Annotated in this window: 5 protein-coding genes; all 5 read left to right on the forward strand. The window is 42.7% G+C overall.

The features are described from left to right. The coding region (locus BUB99_RS15805; protein WP_073124055.1) for a Kelch repeat-containing protein at positions 1 to 3,304 on the forward strand (3,304 nt) is incomplete at its 5' end. 382 nt (positions 3,305 to 3,686) lie between these two features. Continuing rightward, positions 3,687 to 8,237: a hypothetical protein gene (locus BUB99_RS15810; RefSeq protein WP_170863821.1), complete on the forward strand. Its 4,551-nt coding sequence runs from the start codon at positions 3,687 to 3,689 to the stop codon at positions 8,235 to 8,237. Further along, positions 8,230 to 10,305, forward strand: coding sequence for a fibronectin type III domain-containing protein (locus BUB99_RS15815; protein WP_139281049.1), 2,076 nt, complete (start codon positions 8,230 to 8,232; stop codon positions 10,303 to 10,305). Before BUB99_RS15810 ends, BUB99_RS15815 begins: the two co-directional genes overlap by 8 nt. Before the next feature lie 113 nt (positions 10,306 to 10,418). Further along, positions 10,419 to 19,547: a T9SS type A sorting domain-containing protein gene (locus BUB99_RS15825; RefSeq protein ID WP_170863822.1), complete on the forward strand. Its 9,129-nt coding sequence runs from the start codon at positions 10,419 to 10,421 to the stop codon at positions 19,545 to 19,547. Continuing rightward, the coding region (locus BUB99_RS15830; protein WP_073124064.1) for an FG-GAP repeat domain-containing protein at positions 19,544 to 21,480 on the forward strand (1,937 nt) is incomplete at its 3' end. The genes BUB99_RS15825 and BUB99_RS15830, both read left to right, overlap by 4 nt.

A 21,480-nucleotide genomic window follows, 5' to 3' on the forward strand; every position in this document is an offset into this window, starting at 1 on the left:
TGAATGGATTACTGTCAATGCCTATTCATTGGCAGATAGTTTATCAGCGCATGATCAAGACTTTTCATCTACGTTCCAGATTCGTTTTGGAGAGCGGGAGTATGGCACTGATGCCTTTTACCTAGATGATATAAAGGTGTATCAGCGTTACGCTCATGACATGACTGCAACAGGCTTAACTGTGCCTGAGGCTTCCGTTCAGCTCACTGCTACCGAAAGCATTACAGTGGAGTTGGTCAACGATGGGTCTAGCACAGAGACGAGTGTGCCTTTGGTGGCATGGATCGATGGACCAAACGGAAGACAGGAGGTTGCAGAAACAGCGAGTGTAAGTATGGCCTATGACGGTACGACGAGCTATACTTTTGAGAGTCTGGTAGATTTATCAGCACCAGGCAACTATAGTTTTACAGTGTTTAGTGAACTGACTGGTGAGGCTAATGTGATGAATGATACAATCAGATCATCTACAGAGCACTATTCTGTATATACAGGAGAGCTACCATATCTTGCCGATTTTGAGAGTGTGGAAGAGGCTATTTATACCACCAATCAAGGAGAATTGTCAGGATTGTCAGGCTGGAGTTACACTATTGATAATGGTAGTGGATTATTGTCTATTGGTAGTCATGATGCGAACGATACCAGAAGTCTACAGTTGACAGGTAGTGAAGACGCACTTAACCAAGCACGTTTCACGATAAATCTCAGTCAATATGACGTAGCGAATGATGAAATTTTATTCGATATAGATTTTGCCATGGGAGCGGATGTTAGTGCTTCGCAAAACAAGATTTTCATCAGAGGAAGTGAGGATGATGAATGGATAGTGTTTTATGATTGGGGGCTGAATGGGACGGCTGGCGAATTTGTTGAAGTACGTGGGCTACCTATCGCGCAGTTACTGGCTGATAATGATCAGAATTTCAGTGCTACGTTTCAGTTCCGCTTGGATCAGATGAGTACATCTAATGAATTTAATCTCACGGTCGATAACATGAGTATCTATGAGCTGCCAGGTCTCAATGCAAGAGCAGCTGCGGTAGTAGCATCTACGGGTACAGAGGCTTACATCGGCTTAGGATCTAACGGGACTAAATTCTTCAATGATTTTTGGAAAACGGATGCAGAAAATGAGTTCTCCATTCAATTAGCCGAATACCCAGGAGTGGCACGTGACAATGCGGTGAGCTTTATGATCGGAGACCTACTATATGTGGGTACAGGTTCGGGAGAAGACGATACGGAGCTGTCAGATTTTTATGTTTACGATCCTGCTGTGGATACTTGGTCTACGATAGCTGACTTTGGTGGAGGAGCTAGAACCAATGCTGTGGGCTTTGCTCTAGATGGATATGGCTATGTAGGTACAGGATATGGTTCGGGAGATGAACAATCTGATTTTTGGAAGTATGATCCAGTCACAGATACATGGATAGAGGTAGCTGGACTGGGAGTAGACAAACGCCAAAGCGCATTTGCTTTCGTGATAGATGGCAAAGCCTATGTTGGTGGAGGACTGTTCTATGATGACTACAGCGTACAGCTGAGTGATATCAAAGCTTATGACCCATCAACAGATGTTTGGATAGAAAAAATAGATGCAGATGGGATCAACTTGAGTGTCAATAATGCAGCGACTTTCACGGCCTATGGCAAAGGCTACATCACCTATGGTAATAAGGAAAAGATAGTATCCTATGACCCAGTCACCAATGAGGTGGAAAACCTGGGAGACTTTTTAGAGTTTGGTGAAACGAGGGTCGACCCAGTCGCCTTTATGTTGGGTGATCAGCCTTATTTTGGTTTGGGGTATTATGGGTTTTTCGAGACGGTGTATAGTGACGAGGTAGTGCCGTTGACAGGCTTTAATTTTGCACCTGTGGACATCTTCTTGTCAGCAGAGTCTATGAGTGAAAATAATGCTATAGATGCCTTAATAGGCACTTTGACAGTAGAGGATCCGTCGGATGAAAATAGCCACACATACTCGCTCGTATCTGACGGTGTTCATGACTCAAACAATGATCAGGTCTATATCCTAGGTAGCAATTTATATGCTGAGAATAGTTTTGATTACGAAACACAGTCTGTCATTCAGTTTTACTTAAAGGTAACAGATAGCCATGGAGCAAGCTTCGCAAAGGCTTTTGAGCTCAATGTCCTTGATGAAAATGAACAACCGTCATCAATTCAAATCTCGAGTGCCGTGGTAGAAGAGTCTCCGACAGGAGAGAGCTTGTTTGTTGGGGTGTTTACGGTTTTAGATGATGATGTGAGCGATACGCATGTCTATTCTATATTGACTGGGGATACACCATTTACTGTCAAAGACGATAGCTTATTTGTGACGGCACCTGATTTCGAAACACAGACTTCTTATGAACTATCGATTCAGGCAACCGATGCAGGAGACCTAACAGTCAATGCGCAGTTTGAAATTACTATTTTGGATGTCAATGAAGCGATGACTGAAGTGGAATTTGATTCAGACAGTTTCGCTGAGGATCTGTTGGTTAATGATTACGTTGGTTCGTTTACTGTGGTAGACCCTGATGCCAATGAGACCTTTACCTATTCATTCGTAGAAGATAGTGAATTAGGAGCCGACAATGATTCGTTTTATATTAATACGGGTGATTTATTCCTTAGTAGTAGGTTCAATTTTGAGGAGCAATCAGAGGCGAATATCCTTGTACGTGTTACGGACAATGGAGGGCACTTTGTGGATCTGGCAATAGTACTGACGGTAACAGATGCGAATGATTTGATTACTGATATTGTTTTTATTCAGACCTATACACCTATCAGTACGATAATTCCTGGTCAGACGGAGTTGGGGCATGTGGAGTTCTCGGATGAGGATTTGGAGGATAGCTATTCTTACCAGATAATTAGTGCAAATAGGGATTTAAGTATTAATGCCGAAGGGGTTGTAGCGGCTAATAGTAATTTTTCCTTTTTCTCTGGAGAGTCAATGACATTTACGGTGGAAGTTACAGATGCTAGTGGGGAGTTGTTTCAGCAGGAGTTTTCGATAGCTTCAGGTGATTTGGTCTTGGGTACTGGGACGAAGAATCTACTGATAGAGATGTACCCTAATCCCGTGTTGTCACAGTTGACCATCTCTGCACCAGAAGCGGATAGACTAGAGGTCTACACATTGACTGGTGTACTGGTGCGAGATGAGCAGATTGGCGGTCAGACAGTACAGTTAGATTGTTCAGCCTTGCAGGCGGGAGTTTATCTGGTTAGACTGTATGACGGTAATCAATACAGCACGTATAGGCTGATAAAGGAATAATTTGTCAGTGGAAAAGGACATGAAAAGAAGCCCAGATATTATTTAATATCTGGGCTTCTTTTTGTTAGACATGCTGAGTATTGTTTGATCACTAAGGCTTTGAGTAAATTAAATGATGTTATTCTTATTTTTAATTGTGTTTATTGAAGAGTTGTGCTTATTATTGTAATAACCACGTCCATCTGTTAAAAGACTAATTAAAGTGGAGACTTTACTGCGTTTTTAAACGTGAGTTTTTTTGTATTAGAAAATTCTCAAAGCGTTAGAAGTTACAGATAGATAATTTAACCAACCAATGCTAGCTATACTTAGGTGCTTTATTGTTTTATATGTTTTGTTTCTTCCATGTTACGTGTGGGCAGATTCTGAAGTAGAAGAAAAGATGACAAGCAAGTATAGCGTTTCTTCAAAAAGGTCTTTTGCTGATCTTTCCCCTTTTGAAACCATATCTGCAAACCCTGCTAGCTATTACCATGATTCTTATGTGATCAAAGAATCCGATAATGATGATTTGGTTAGATCTGAGATAGAAGCGGTGTATGACGAAGTGTTGGCTTCTAACCGTTTTGTGAAATTTCTGGATAAAAATGCATTGATGGAACTCCCTGTTGGGATAAAAAAGACCATTGGAGCACTTGATTATACCATTCTCATCGAAAAGGTGGAGGCTTATCCCGAATATTCTCTACTCTATGCAAGCATGTGTTTTGAATCCCCTAAGATGGGTAAAATTCATTTTAGAGGTGAGGGTATCAAGTTTTCTAAGAAAGGGGGAATAGTTGGAGATGGGACGCTCTATTTGGTAGGGGATTATTCTACACTTTCCAAAGAGAGTATGGATCGGGCGGACAAGACCCAGTTCATTATCAAAGGGACAAATGATAAGACCTATGTTGAGTTTGACTGTGATGGATTCAAATCATTTAGTCTAGATGCGAGTATGGTTTTCTCTAATGAAATCTTGCAGCCAGAGGATGCGAATGGAGAGATCATTGAGAGTGAGAATGCAAAGGCCGATTTTACGACTACAGTCACGGATTGGAATGATTTGTTGGTAGAGGTAAGTGTGACACCGTTTCAGGTCAAAGGATTAAAAGATGTATCGTTCTCTATCTCTAGAGCAGTACTTGATTTTAGTGATACGAGAAATATGCCTGGAGTCACTTTCCCTGCTGATTATGTCCAGCAATCTTCTTATCATCAATCAGGAACTCCAGAGTTATGGAGGGGTGTTTATATCCAAAATTTGACCATAGCCCTACCACACCAGTTCGATACGGCTCGTGCTGATGGCAAAACGGGAAAGAGGATTAAATTGATGGGTAACAACATGTTGATCGACGACATGGGGTTTACAGGCATGATTTCTGGCAAGAATTTGATTCCACTGGAACGTGGAAAAATGGGCAAGTGGAATTTTTCGTTAGACGAGATTAGTGTCACACTTGTAGCGAACGAGTTGACCGAGGGGAGTTTAGCGGGTAAGATTGATATTCCTATAAACAAGAAGAATGATCAAGAAGGTGCTGAGGCAAATGATAAAAAGTTGTTTGCATACTCAGCAATGGTCAAAACGGGAAATGAGTATGTATTTAATGTCACCACAGCAGAAGAGATCAACTTTGACCTTTGGAAAGCTGCGAGTGTCACGCTACTACCTTCTTCGAATGTAGAAGTACAAGTGATAGACGATCGGTTTTCGCCTAGTGCTAATCTGCATGGCAAAATGGACATTACTCTAGGTCTAAACTCTAAAGATGGTTCGGCGAGTGAGAGCAGTGGTAAAAATGTAAATCTGGCAGAGATTAGCTTTCAGGATTTGCGTATCCAATCTGAGAAACCCTATGTGAAGGTGGGTACTTTTTCTTTAGGTGTATCTTCTTCAGGTATGGGGGGCTTCCCTATTCAGATCAATAACATATCTGGAGGACAAACTGATGGAGAGATTTTCCTTGGTCTAGATATTCTCCTTAAACTTACGGGGGACGATGGAGGTAGTTTTGGGGCAGTAGGAGGTTTCAGAATTGTTTCTAATGTTACCGAATCTGGGGGGAAGGTCAAATATCAATACGATAGGATTGAGATTAACAAACTAGGAATTGACATCTCGCAGGGTGATAGTTTTAGTTTCAAAGGGCAGCTTATTTTCTTCAAAAATGATCCTGTTTATGGAAATGGAATTAATGGAATAGTGGAAGCTAAATTCTCTAGCATTGGACTTCAGGCCAGTGCTGTATTCGGTACAGTCGAGGGGATGAAGTATTGGTATGTAGATGCGATAGCAGATTTGGGCACAGGGATTCCCATTTTTACGGGGTTTTTCATCACGCGGTTCGGGGGTGGTGCCTACTATCACATGTCATTGGATAGTAAAGGGGTTGGCTCAGAGTTAGGGCGAACTAGCTCGGGAATTACTTATGTGCCCGACAAATCCGTCAGATTGGGTATCAAAGCAATCGTTGGAATTACTGCTGCTAACGAGAAGTTGATGTTTGCTGAAGTCACCTTTGAGATGGCCTTCAATTCAAACATGGGCTTAAAGTATATCCGTTTTATGGGGAATGTGACCATGTTGTCTTTGCCCATTGAGGTTCCGGTAGCGCAATTGGCTAGTCAGGCTAAGTCCATGGCAAGTAGTGTCGGTAAAAAGGCAGAGATGAGTAATAATCCCAATGTCTCCAATGAGGTGTTCGGTAGTGACCCAGGTGATGCCTCTGTGTTTGGATCAGTTACGATTGAGTACAACTTTGATGATCGGTCCTTGCATTCGAATTTGTCACTGAGTATAAACGTGGCAGGTGTAATCACTGGCGGTGGCAATGCTGTCATGCACTTCGACACCAAAGATTGGTACATCTACATCGGTCGGCCAGAGAGAGAGAATCGATTTAATCTTACCATTATGAGTGTGCTCAGAACGGACTCTTATTTTGTAATGGGTTCTGTAGTGCCAGATACTCCACCTCCGCCCGAAGAGGTGTCTGAGATACTCGGAGGGATAGATTTGGACTATATGAGTGATCTCAATGCACTAGCTGATGGTGCCGGAATTGGGTTTGGAGCGAGCCTGACGCTAGATACAGGAGATAAGACTTTTTTGATCTTTTATGGGCATTTCAAAGTAGGGATGGGCTTTGATATCATGCTAAAAGACTATGGTAATGTAAGGTGTGCAGGTAGTGGTCAGCTAGGGATAGATGGCTGGTATGCCAATGGGCAGTCTTATGCCTATTTCGATGGATTGATCGGGATCAAGGTCAAGCTGTTTGGCAAGAAAAAGAAAATCGATATTATCAATATTGCAGCTGCTGTAGTCATGCAAGCTAAACTGCCCAACCCTGTATGGATGAAGGGCGTCGTTGGGGGTAGATACAGTGTTCTAGGAGGAGCTGTCAAAGGTGAGTGTAAATTCGAAGTAGAGATCGGGGAGGAGTGTGACATGATTACTCGTTCAGCTGGAGATGTTCTAGAAGGTATGGAGGTTATTGCTCAACTGACACCTAGCGACCAATCTGTGAATGTAGATGTATTCACACTACCTCAGATTGTTTTTAACTATGAAATTAACAAATCCTACAAACTAGTTGAGGAGGATATGAATGTTCAGTTCAGGATTTCTGCAAAGGATATGAAAGTGATGCAAGGCTCACAAAAAATAGAAGCGGAGATACAGTGGTCGGATGATAAAATGACGGCTGTGATTTCTCCACGAGATATTTTGAAACCTCAAACAGAGTTGACATTAACGGCATCTGCCACTTTTGAAGAGTATAAAAATGGATCATGGCAAGTCGCAAAAGTTGATGGTAAAGAAGTGAAGCAAACCAAAAGGATCACTTTCAAAACTGGAGATGCGCCAAAGTACATTCCTGAAAAGTGTATTGCTTACCGTTACCCCCTAAAGGATATGGTCAATTATTATCCAGAAGAGTATCCAAATGGTTTTCTTCAATTGAGTCAAGGAGGGTTTGATTACTTGTTTGCCAGTGACGAGTTTACTGTGAAGGCGCGTTTTGTGAGTAATGGTGATCAGAAAGAGTCGGAATCTGTGTCTTATTCAAATGCCAAGAAGGAAGTGACTTTCCCAGTACCAACGGATCTGATAGGAGATAAGGTGTACGTGATCAATTTGGTACAAGTACCTAAACAAACGACGGACATATCGGCCAATGTAAAAGAAGACTCAACCGCAGTAGATCTCGGTAACGGAGGTGTTACTCAAATGAGAAGCAGAAGTGCAGAGGGAAGTGTAGAAAAGCAAGAAGAAGAGCAAATCTATGGTTCCTATTTCAGGGTAAGCAGATTTGCTACTTTCCCCGAGAAGGCAGCGGCGACTTTGGGCCGTGGAGGTTGGAGAGATCCTATTGAAGTAGGGGTGCACCGTATTGGTACGAATATTTCAGGGTCAGAACCTTTTGCATATAGAGAGCTGAAAGAAGTGGAAGGAAAGGCTCCACTAATTAGTATGGAAGCAGATCTGGATGGTAATTCTTGGTATGAAAACAAGATATACCCTGTTCTCTACAAAGACTACCCTTTGATGGGAAGCATTACTTTGAGAGAAAGTAATCGTGATCCAGCTAAATATGGGGTTGTACCTAAGAAAGCTGTTCACATTTGGCAATATCCCTATATGATCACGATGCCTGAGAGTGCTTACCATTCAGGCACTATGAATATGAGCTCTCCAGAAGGAACTACAAGTTACATGTTGGCTTATTACATGTACTATGATTATTTGGATTTGGCTAATCAGGTGGCTAGCAAGTATGCTGGATCGACGCAGTTATCGGATCGCTACAAAAAGTTGCTGTCAGAACCCTTCCCTTATATTCAAAAAGGAGATTACTGGTCAGTGGCAAAATATATTATTCCTGGTCGCAAGAAAGTAAGTTCTACTTATAGACATAAAATCTTCAATCCGCTTGATTAGAATCAAATACCATATCGCCATCTTATTCTTTCTATGCCCATTGATGCTTTGGTCGCAAGAGAGATATACTCTGTCATTAGAGATGAAAGGTAAAGTGCATAAGGGCAGAATATATCTCAGGTGGGCACCTACTGATCCGATCGCCTGGAAATGGACGAATGAAAATGGCTATTGGTTAGAAAAAACCAAGATTTTGGATGGAGGGACTTTTGTGGGCCAACCAAGAACAAGGCGTTTGCTTCCCTATCCTCTTAAACCGGAATCACTGGATCAATGGGAAGCCTATAGTGAGGATGACTATGTATCGGTAGCCGCCCAGGCCATTTTCGGTGAGTCTTTCGATGTAGATCCGGGACAAACCTCAGATATCAGCACAATTATCAATGCCTCCAGAGAGTTAGAAAACCGTTTTTCTTTTGCTCTTTACGCAGCGGATATGTCTCCTAAAGCGGCAGAGCTTTCGGGATTGTACTATGTAGACGAAGAAGTGAGCATGGGTGATAAGTACCTTTACAGGGTTTACCCCAATGTTCCAATGGGGAATTATGCAGTGGATACCGCTACAGTTTTCATTGGGTTGGAAGACGAAAGAGCACTTCCTAAGCCCATGGAGGTAGAAGTCGAATTTGCGGATCAGGTAGCAATGATCAGTTGGAATGCCCAGATTCACCAGAACACTTATACCACCTATTGGGTGGAGCGTTCTGAGGACGGGCGAAATTTTGAGTCCATTACCAAGGTGCCCATTATCAATACCTACTACAAAAATCCGGGTGAGCGCATTTACAAGGGGGATAGTTTGGCCACTAATGGTAGTACCTACTATTATCGTGTCATTGGAATTGACGCTTTTGGTTTTGAGGGGCCTCCGTCTGAGGTAGTGGATGGGACTGGCTTGCCAGCTTTTCGTGTGGCGCCTACCATCTCTGGACATGAAATTTCCGATGACCAGCAAGTCACTTTATTCTGGAAAGTACCTCAGATTGATTTGAGCTTATTGAGTGCCTTTAGCATCAGCAGGGAAAGCGGCACGACAGGTTTCACAGCTCCTGTGGCAGCAGAGCTTTCCAAGCAAACCCGTCAGTTTACCGATAGTTTGCCAAATAGCTCTAACTATTACATCGTAACTGCCCATGACGATCATGGTCGAAAGATCGCTTCCTTTCCCTACATGGTACAGTTGGAAGACAGTATTCCACCTGTAATGCCTGTGGGACTGAAAGGAAATATTACAAAAGAGGGTATTGTTAGTCTTTCGTGGATAGAGAATGTGGAAGAGGATCTTCGTGGCTACAAAGTATATAAGTCCAACTATAAGGACGACGGATTTATAGAGTTGCCGGGAGAAATGACTGAGCAAGCGCTATTAGAAGACAGTATCGCGCTCAACAACCTGACAGAGAATATTTACTACAGAGTGAAGGCCTTTGACAAGCGCATGAACCCTTCTGAGTTTTCGGAAATATTAGAATTGAAAAAGCCCGATCTAATTCCCCCAGTCTCACCGGTATTTACCAATATCCAAAATGATTCTTTGGGTTTGCTGGTACAATGGGAGATCAGCCCAAGTGAAGATGTGGAAATGCACCTGCTCTACCGTAGGGCGGTTGACGAAGCAGATTGGCGTTTGGTGTATGAGCAAGAAGAGGGAATGCCTTTTTATCTGGACAAACGAACGGAACATAATACCCGATATGCCTATACCCTGATAGCTGTAGATGACGATGGTTTGGAGTCCTCACCTGCCAAGCCAGCGACCATGATGAGAAGGTCTAATGCAGGCTATCCTCCGGTCACTAACATAACACATACAAGAAATACTGAAAAGAAGGAAATTACCCTCAACTGGGCATATAGTCATCCAGATGTGACAGGATACAGAATCTATAAGCAAATGGGTGAAGTAGGAAGTTGGCAGCTGTTTCGAGAAATGGAAGCCAATACTGACGTCAGCCACCAAATAGTGGATAATTACAGTGGGAATGAAACGATTCGCTATAGCGTTCAAGCAGAGTTTGATTCGGGGGAGAAGTCGGTGATGTCGGATGAAATAAAAATTGAGATGTGATGAGGAAGGTGTTGATCATAAGTTTCTTATTCTGTCTAAGAATGCTTGCGGTTGCTCAAGATTATCCGTATGGCCCTCCCTGTTTGGATCGCCCTGGTAGAGTACATTGGTCAATGGTTCAATCAATTGGATATAGTGGGGGACGGGTAGAAATGTCTTTTTCCAATCTTGTTGTATTGAATAACCCAAATCCGACATCACTTGTCTCTTGTTTTTCATCTTCTTGCACATTCTGGGAAGGGACGGGTGATGATATTGTAGTTACTTGGAAAGACCCTTCAGAAAGTGTTTCAATTACTGTATCGTATTACAACTCTTTAAATGAATACACAACAAAAACTAATACTTATAACCCAGTTTGTTCAATAAACCCAGAAGCAGGGAGTTATTGCGGAGGAGAGCAGTTGAATATTAATTCTTACGGGTGGTGGGATTCGGATAATTGGCAGATAAGCACTGGTGGAGGTTGGCATAAAGTTATTAAATCTGGAGGTAAAGACATTCCTAATGGAACACTCACTCTTACTTATGGAGAAACGTATACCACTGATGATGGAGAAGATATTTTTATAGATTACAATAAGTCTTACCGTGTCAAAAAGTGTCCAGAGGGAGATTGTGGCACTGAGGCTCAAAACCCTATACAGGGATCTTATACTTTCTACCCCGAGCCACCAGAGATAGATACTGTAATTGTGTCACCACCAACATGTATTGATGGAGGTGATGCATCAGTGAAAATTAATCACTTGAATACGGTTACGGAGTACGATGGTGTCAGGTATTATTACACTTTGATAAAGGCTGTTGAAAGGACAGAAGGTGGGTGTAATGCTGATTATGGAGTTGAGGAAGAATTTTCAGATGGGATAATCTACTGTACGGATGGGGCAGCTGTATACAGTGTTGTAAATGATAAGGGCTTGGATGAATTTGATATTAGTACTAAAAAGTTTGCAAATACCGATGGAGATTCTGTAAAAGTGAATTTTTCAAAGGGTGCGTACCAATTGAAAATTGAGACTCAGTATTACTCTGAAGATGAAAACAAGTTTGTTACGACATGTGAGAATCATGAAAAGGTGTTTTTTGTAGAGGATCCTACAGATTACACACCTCTAACTGCCGAGAATATCAAGCTTACACCTAGTCCACCTAGTTGTTTAGGAAAATCAGATGGTGAAATTAAGGTTGAGCTAATAGTCGAGAATGTAGGAAAGGGGACTTTGCAATGGAGAAAAAATGGGGGAAACGATTCGTTCATTTCTTCTGGAAATCTGACAGGATATTTAGGGGGGGTGAACTATACAGTAGAAGTAAAAGATGATTGTGATAAAGTTTATCCAAAAATTGATTTACCATCAGGCACCCAACTCTCGATTTCAATTGATAGCCTAATACATCCAGATTGTAATGATAATGGTGCTATTGAAGTTTCAGTTACCCCTAATAATTTGGGAAGCTATACATTTGAAATCGACACTGCTGACGGTGAGACCTTAGAGAATGATATTAATGCTACGACTTATACATACTCTGCTTTAAAAGGTGGAGTGGAATACGATTTGGTTGTTGGTTCGGATGGCTGTACATCCTCGAGTGCAATTTCTCAGGAGCTTGATACTATTCCAAACACAAATTTCACCGTAGAAGGACAAAGTCCTGAATGCCATGATGGACAAGGTTCATTGTTAATTACGGCCACAAAGGGTTCTGTTAATAATATCCCTTCAAAAATTGATTACACCTACACCATTTTTCACGACACTTTGGAATCTGATCTTAGCGAAACAAAGAGTAGTACTTTTATTGTTCCTGAACTTCCCTCTACTGTAAATTATTCAGTAAGCATAGATGATAATTGTAAAACAACGGAATCTATTTTCGATGAATCGGAAATAGTTCCAAATACAACTAAAGTAGCATTTTCAACTCCAGATATTGCAGATCAAGAAATCAACTGCTATGATGGTACCTATGACAGTGATCTTAGTTTTTCCGTGGGGTCTGGGTCTGGAGATTATAGCTTCTCTGCCGTCAGGTCATATGACCAAGATGGAGAGACAGTTGAAGAAGATGTATCAGATAAAATTACTGCAACCGATTCTTCAGGTACCATCAGCAATTTACCACGTGGTTCATATACCTTGACTGTGACCGATGATAGCTGTTCTTTTACTGATACTATGAGCTTTACTATTGGAGTGGTAAATAATGTGTCAACAGCCATTACTTATCAACCGACTATTACTGATCAAGCTACTGAGTCCGATGACTACCACCTAAAATGCAGAGATGATTTGACAGATGTTTCTATTGCAATAAGTGGTGGTAATCCGTTTTCTGGGGATTATGGCTACCATGTTAGCTTGTATAAATTGAATGATGCTGGCGAAGATGAATGGATCAATGCATCATTTGGAGAAGACAAGGACAACTCTACCTTTGAGCGGACAAATGAAAGTACTTATGTCTTTAAAGACTTGGCGGTAGGAACATATTATCCCCAAATCACAGATAACAATGGCTGTACAAAACCTTTTAGCGGTCAAGAGGAAGATTCTACATTCCAAATTACCGCACCAGCCGAAAACTTAACATTGAGCTCTATTGACCTGGATCACTTTGATGGCACTGATGTAAAACTTCGAAACAGCAACTTCTATGTAAAGTGTCATGATACGGGGTTTACATTTAAACCTGCAAATCCCATTGCACAGGGGGGTGTCGGATTCTATACCTTCAAAATGGACGGGACGGAATTTTCCCAAACTGATGGATATTCCTATACATGGGATAGTGATGAAACGCAGTTCGACCAGACTTTTACCGTTACCGATGATAATGGCTGTGTTAGGAGTGAGGGTGTGGCGGTCAATAATCCTCCAGCCCTTGGTTTTTCTACCCTTGCTTCGAGCAATTCATACAATCATGGAGCCAGTGTGGAGTGTTTTGATGATGTGGATGAAGGATCAATTACAGCGCAGGGTACAGGTGGCATAGGTCAGTTCAAGTATTTTATTTCTGACACAACCCATGCTAGCGAGAATAAATGGACTGAAAGGTCTGTCCAAGTACCATTTGGTAGCCTTAGCATAGAAGCAGATTATGGCACCACTTATGCTTTGACTGTCCGAGATGGTATCGGTTGCTCTTTTGATAGCACGATTAGTTTGACTCTTCCAGACACTGTGAAATTACAAGTTACACTGGGAACATGGAATGGAGGAAAAAATATTCGGTGCAAGAACGAAACCGATACGGTTGATTTTTCAGTTTCTGGAGGAGATAACACTTTAGAATATACAGTCTTTTACAAGAAAATAGAGAGTCTGGACACTATTCCTCTGGACACTAAGTCAGACACCATTGATGTATATTTAACTGCGGGAAATTATCATGCTTATGCTCAGGACGGATATGGTTGTGCATCCGGAACCAAATTATTTGGCTTAGAGGAACCCACTGATTCACTTCTCATAGATGAATCCAACATAGTCATTAATCTTCCAAATTGTATTTCGGACTCAATCGGTGACAATGATATGGGTAGGGTAGACTTTACTGTCAGTGGAGGTATAGGACCCAGTAGTACTAACCCTTATGATTATTACTGGTTAGACTCTCTCGGAAATCAATTGCAATCTGTTTTAGAGGATTCAATAGGTTCGTCATACTTTCGAGATTCAGCTAGTTATTATGATACTGCAAGATATATTTTGAAAGTGGAGGACATTAATGGTTGCGTAGATACCGTGCCTGTCAATATTATTCCAGATACCACTCGATTAACTATTAATGTTATTAATTCTATTGCGCCTAGCTGTTATGACGGAACCGATGGAAGCGTTCTTTTTGAAATTGAAAATGGTATTGCGGATGAAAATTCCAATTTCTATTACCATCTTATTGGTGGCAATCTTTTAGATACTATACCGATTACACATGAATATGATACACTTAAATTGGATGGTTTGAGAGATACTAACGTTCATGGTGCTTATCATATCTATGTGGAGGACACTTTTGGATGTGATATAGTAGAGGAAAACTATGATACTTTTACTTTGCAAGCGCCCACCGAATTAATATTAAGCGAGTTGGCCAACCTTCAACCCTCCTTTGGTTCTCTTGCAGACGCTATGTTTGCTGTTAAAGCCCAAGGAGGAAAGGGTGATTACTGGGTATCTAATGACGGTGAAAATTTTAGTTTACTTAATAGAGATACCGTTCAAGTGTATGAGGGTGTTTTTCCTCAGTCACATACCATTTATTTGAGGGATGACCAATACATAGATTCTCAAAAAGATGTTTGTCAAACCGAAACTAGCATCATAACCAGTCAAGGCCGAACCCTATCCCTAGCTGGCTCTTATGCCACAGATGTCAGCTGCGCTGAAGATGGTAGCGTCCAGGCTATAGTCTCCGTTAATGGCATGTTGGCTGATGAGTCTATTGACTTGGATGAATTAACGGTTACATGGACAAATATGGATTCCCAAGAAACCGGGGAAGTAACCATTGATAGCGACGGATCAGGAGTAGTGGAGAATCTTCCTGCAGATCCATATCAATTGAGAGCTTCTTACCGTTTTGCTTCAACGTTTGCTGATGAGGATAACCTGCCAGGTTATAGCTATGGGCAAGATACAACCATGACTCTCCCTCAAAATTTGGAAATAGGACAACCCCAGCAGCTGATTAAGACCATGAACGCCTACCCGGCTCTATGTGGGGAAGATGGTTCTGGTCGCCTTCGCGTGCAAGTGTTACAGCCTGGTTCTCTTTACAAGATTGATGACGCGACCAACTGGCAAAATACAGGGAGCAGCAGTGTATTTGAAATTGCGGGCATATCAACAGGTGAGCATACGCTATATCTGACCAAGTCTGACGGTAGTTGTGAAACGGATAGCACTTTTACTATCCAAAATGAACCCCTGCAAATAAGTATTGGTAGCCAGATCAATCCAGCTTGTCATGAAGGCAGTGATGGTGAGGTGACTATAAACGCACATTTTGCTACTCGATCGGGAGGCTTTATTTACCACAACCTTACAACTGGAGAAAATCAAACCCATGGAGTTTTTAGAGGCTTGGAAAAGGGTATCTACCAATTTCAGGTAGAGGATGAGGATAACGCCGGCTGTCTATCCGAAATCGTAGAAGTAGAGTTGACCGAACCTACTATCCTTTCTCCATCCATTCAACTGGAGGAAGTTTCGTGTGATTTGTTTGGGGTCTCCAGCGAAATTGGTGGAGGGACGCCTGGCTATTCGACCGTCTACCAAACAAAGGCCGGTGTGCTAGTGGAGGATTCCACGGCATTGGTTCCGGGCGATTATCAATTGATAGTGACAGATGATGCGGACTGTAGTTTCACTTTAGACTTCACGGTGCAGCCAAGTGAAACTTTGGCTTTGGCTGGTAATGTCGAAACCACAACAGCTAGCTGTAGTTATCCTAACGGGACAGCCCAATTTACTATCCAGAATGGTATCCCTCCCTATACTGTAGGAACAGAATCATTCGATACAGGCATCATAGAGTTAAGCTCCTTGACTGAGGGTGAGAAGACTGAAGAGGTAATTGATAGCAGAGGCTGTATCATGGTAGTCGAATTTGAAATCGACAGTGAAAACACACTAGAGCTGCCCACCATCCACTCGTATCCCACGACTTGCGGTGAGCATGAGCAAAATGGTGCTTTGGCAGTAGAACTACCAGAGGGAGCAGCAGCCCCCATCCAAATAGAATGGATTGAAATTCAGCAAGATACAGGTATTGATCAGGATTCTATTAGCGGATTGGCGGGAGGAAATTATACCGTGCGGGTTACGGATCGCTTTGGCTGTAGTCAAGAGCTTACTGCTATGGTCAGTAATGAAACCGGTATTCAGTCCGCGGATTGGTCGATTAGCAGTAGTCCCTATTGCGGTTTGAGCAATGGTGCTATAAATATTCATTCGATCAATGAGGGGATAGCACCATACGATGTTTATCAGATAGAAGACGAAAATGAAACCAGGTTGGGAACGATAAATGCTGATGAAAGTCTAGCCGTGAGTTCATTGGCAGCAGGCAACTATTCGTTTCAAATCAGGGATCAAAATGCTTGTGTTTTAAATCTGTTCGGGTTGAGTTTAGAGGAAGATGACTCTTTGCTACCGAGCTACAGTTGGAGAATGAAAGCATTAAGCAGTTGTGGACAGTACAATGGCTCGCTGGAGGTCGTCGACTCACTTCAGCCTGGTGTGGTAGAATATCAATGGTTCGATGATGCCGGTGAAAATCTGAATATTAGTAGTTCAGTAGCGAGTGGTATCGCAGCGGGTAGCTATAGTGTTTTGGCTACTAGCGAAGATGGATGTGAGCAAGCGCTCAGTCTGGAATTGAACGACCGGGCACCGCCAGTTCTTTCATTGGTCAGCAGAACCAGTTCGCCAGAGGGGGCCAGCAATGGTAGTATTACGGTAACTCAAACGGGAGGTGCCGGTGGACCATATCAATACCAGTTGGGTTCTGATCCTTTAGAAAGCGAAGCGAGTTTTGATAATCTGGCACCAGATACTTATCAGATCACAGGACAAGATCAGCATGGATGTTTATCAAACACGATTGGTGTGGCGGTAGCTGCTACAGAAGGATTATCCTTGAGACACCTGAGCTCTACAGCCGCTACTTGTACTAGTTCTAGTGATGGTCAGGCTACTATACTGGCCAGTGGAGGCATAGCTCCTCATAATTATTATTTGGCTGGTGAGGCAGTAGATGCCGAGATATCCGAATTGCCCGCTGGTAGCTATACCGCCACCGTAGTAGATGATATTGGTTCAGAATCTACAGTGGATTTTGATGTGCCCGTGTTAGCAACTATTAATGTTGTTTCTAGCACATCTCAGGTGTTCTGTACGGGAGATTGTACCGGCTCTCTCAGTTTGGATATATCAGGAGGCTCGGGAAACTATGAGGTTAGATGGGATGACGGAGCAACAGGCCAATCACGTCAAAATTTATGCGTGGGAACTTATGCATACCAAGTGGTAGATGCAGCGGATAGCAGTTGTACTTATAGTGCTTCTGTAGCAATCGAAGAAGAGCCAGAATTAGCTATTAATCTTTTGGAATCAAGTTCGCCTACTTGCTACCAGGGAGACAATGGTCGGTTGCTGGTGGGAGCTACAGGAGGTAGTGGCAGCTATTCTTATCTATGGTCTAATGAATCAACGCTTCCTTTCGTGAATGCTGCAGCTGGTGAATACACTGTTACGGTAACAGACAGCAATTTTGGTTGTACTGCTACACAGACTTACAGCATTGAGGGTACAGAAGAAGTAGTGGCATCTGATATCAGTGTTCATGCACCGCTGTGCTATGGGACCGCCACGGGTACGATTCGTTTGACTATAGACCCACAGGCTTCGGCCAGTGTACAATGGTCAGATGGGCAGGTGGGAAATATAGCCAATGACTTGTCAGCAGGCCAATACCAATATCAAATCACTACATCGCGAGGTTGTATTAGCACAGGAGAAGTGGACGTGGTAGAGAACCCTGCCCTGTCTGCCACACTTACCAAAAAGGACAATGTCTGCTATGGAGCCAGACAGGGGGAGATAGAATTAGTTGTCTCCGGAGGAAGAGCGCCCTACCGTATTAGTTGGGATCATGGCAGTCGGTCTACTCACCTTCGTGGATTGGCGGCAGGCCAATACAGCTACACTGTTTATGATGCCAACAGTTGTCAGGTCACAGGAAGTGTTTCTATCAGCCAGCCCACCCAGCTATCGATTGAGTCGTATGAAATCAGGGATTTGACATGCTTTGCTTCGAATGATGGAAGCATCTCATTGAACCTGTCCGGAGGGACGGGTAGCTATGACATAAACTGGTCCAATGGTGAAAAATCTACTGAGATACAGTCATTGTCTACAGGTACTTATATAGTAGAAATCACAGACGAAAATGGGTGTAAGGCTACAGGTTCTTATGATGTTAACCAGCCTACCCCTTTAGGTATATTGAGCACGACCAGAATTCATCCTTCATGCTATGGTTATGAAGATGGAAGTATTGAAGTGGTTCCTTTTGGAGGTACCGCTCCGTATCTCACTACATGGTCAGATGGTACGGTGGCTTCTACTATTGAGGGAGTAGGAGCCGATCAGTCCTACACTGTTACTGTCACCGACGATCAAGGCTGTAGTTTAGAGCGCACCCTTCGACTCTCAGACCCGCCAGGTATGCAGTTCAGCAATGTCAGCTATTTTGACCCAACTTGTTACAATGGTGAGGATGGTAGTATCCAGTTTGATATGGTGGGAGGAACCACACCTTACACCTACCAATGGACCCAAAGCGAGGGAGCCAATCAATTGGCCGAATTGCAATCGGGTACTTATGAGGTAATGGTACTTGACGATCAAAATTGTGAAATCACCAGAAGTTTTCATTTGGATAATCCGGAGGAGCTCTTTGTTGCAGGGTTGGATGACTACTATATCTTATGTACGGGGGGTGAATTGTTGCTATCTACGGATCAAATTTGGAGCAATTACCAATGGACAGGTCCAGATGATTTCCATAGTGTAGAAGAACAAGTGATTGTTCAGGAAGAAGGGGATTATTCCCTTTTGGTAAGGGATGAGGACAATTGTCCGGCTTATGGCGAGACCATAGTAGAGGTATCTGAAAACCCAATGGATGCAGACTTTATCCGAATCAGCGAAGCAGTTACTTATCAGCCCATTGTTTTTGTTGATTTGACTACACCTATGCCAGATCAGGTGCGCTGGATACTACCGGAGGATGAGTCTATTCTGATCGAGGAGTCTGATGAAGTCTATCTGGAATTAATTTTTACAGAGCCCGGCACTTTCGACATTGGCATTGAAGTACAACTTAGCAATTGCGTATCCGAGTCCTACAAGTCTATTCTAGTAGAAGCTGGAGATGAATCTGCCATAGAGGAACAGGCTAGAGTAAAACCATCGATTGATGTAGAAATGGCCCCAAACCCTACACAGGACGAAATACAGTTGATTCTCCATGTGCCCAATGAGAATAAAGTTACACTTCAGTTGATGGGGTCTGATCAGAAACTCGTTCGATCCGAAGGTCTCATGGGCAAGCAGGATTATCTATTGAAATGGAACTTAAGTGATGTCCCGACTGGTGTTTATTTCCTTGTTTATAGTCACGAGGGGCAAGTGCAATCCAAAAGAATCGTCGTACTCCAATGAAGCAATTAAAAGTTTTTTCTTTTTTAATCGCTGGGTTCGTCTATTCTAGTGCCTGGTCTCAAACATTCACAGAGCAATCCGTCACTGACATAGAGGCGATGACCCATGCGCAGGCCGAGTGGGCAGATTTCGATGGGGACGGATTGATGGATTTGATCGTGGCAGGAACTAATGCAGGTGGCAGTTCGAAAGTGGTTGTTTATATCAATGAAGGCAGCAATAGCTTCAACACGGTTGCAGTGGCTAATTGGGAAGATACAGATTTCGATCTCGGCGATTACAATGCCGATGGTTACATCGATATTTTACTTTCAGGAGAAGATGCTTCAGGCAACAAAAGCTTGAAGGTTTTCAAAAGCAATGCGGGCAGTTCATTCTCGGAGCAAAATTTTTCATTGGCCTCTTTATCTCGAGGAGGAGTAGAATGGTTCGATTTTGATAACGATGGGGATTTAGATATCGCAGCGTCTGGTTTTGACCAGACGGGCGATGAGACATTTGTTATGTATCAATATCATGGATCAAGTTATACACTACTTGACACAGATATTCTGCCATTGGCCTTGGGAGATATGGTATCATTTGACGCTAACAATGACGGCTATGAGGAGGTACTGACTACTGGATACGATGCGCTGGGAAATAGCAGAGCAAGGATTTATACGATATTAGCCGATGGTACTTCCGAGCTGTACTCGGAGCTTTCCAAAGGCTATGCTTTGAACACGATTGCAGTAGGAGATATGAATGAAGACGGCTTGTTAGACATCGTTTTATCTGGTGCTTCTGAATTGTCTACCGAAGACAGCGATCTATTTGTCAATAATGGAACTTCCTTTACGCAGGTATCGTCGTTTTTGCAGGAGCTATCCAGTCCGGTGAGCCGTTTCGCAGATTTGAACAATGATGGCTATACCGACTTATTGCTTTCTGGCTTAAATGGTAGTGATTATTACACCTTGTATTATCAAAATGACGGCCCGCCCTCTTATTCCTTTAGTTCCCATAGCCATGATTTGGAACCTATTTTTGAAGGAGACTTGGCATTGGTGGATTATGACGCAGACGGGGATCAAGATGTTTTTCAGGTAGGCAATACAGGTTTCGGAAACATTGCGAGTTTGTTTTTGTCGGACATGTCGGCTAGTCAGGTAGATGATCCTCCCGCGGCTCCAGTATCCGAAGCGGATTTTGGGTCGCACGCAGATTCGGTCTGGCTGTCATGGAACGAAAGTACTGATGACTGGACAGACCAAAATTCGCTTTCTTATAACCTTTATGTAAGGACAGAGGAGACAGGAAATGATTGGGTAGTTTCTCCTCTCAGTGATCTGAGCACAGGATATAGGTATGAAAACAATGGGGGAAACGTAGGTTTGAGTACCTCTCTTCAGCTTCGTGGATTAGAAGAGGGCTTGTACTACTGGGCGGTACAGGCTGTAGATGCAAATAATAGGGGATCGGAGTTCTCTGACCAGGAGTCTTTTTCTATTTGCTATGATGTCAGTATTGGGAATGACACCACCATTTGTAGATATGAAGCATTGCCTTTATTGATTAGTGATGCGGCTGCTACTGAAGTGAACTGGTATTCAAAGACAGATGGTCTGCTACAGGCAGATGCATTTAGTTATACACACACAGTTGACAAAAAAGACACCTTAATAGCTGAAGTGATCAAGACTTATGGATGTGTGAGATATGACACTTTGATCGTATCGGTCTATGACTTGCCGAGTTTCAATCTGGGGAATGATACCACCGTTTGCTACGGCGAGTACTTTGATCTATCGGTAAGCGACCTGGGCATTGTAGGTTTGGACAGCACCAATTGGTACTCTACCCAGACAGGCTCATTTTTGGAAGATTCAGAAACGCTATCCTTTGAGGTGCTGGAGAAAGACACTTTGATCGCAGAGGTTTTCAATATGAA

It is taken from the genome of Reichenbachiella agariperforans, from assembly GCF_900142205.1.
Lineage (GTDB): Bacteria > Bacteroidota > Bacteroidia > Cytophagales > Cyclobacteriaceae > Reichenbachiella > Reichenbachiella agariperforans.

Excerpts from the sequence above, each read along its gene's own strand:
- BUB99_RS15810 (WP_170863821.1), top strand. The coding sequence starts at position 3,687 with ATGACAAGCAAGTATAGCGTTTCTTCAAAAAGGTCTTTTGCTGATCTT.
- BUB99_RS15825 (WP_170863822.1), top strand. The coding sequence starts at position 10,419 with ATGGTTCAATCAATTGGATATAGTGGGGGACGGGTAGAAATGTCTTTT.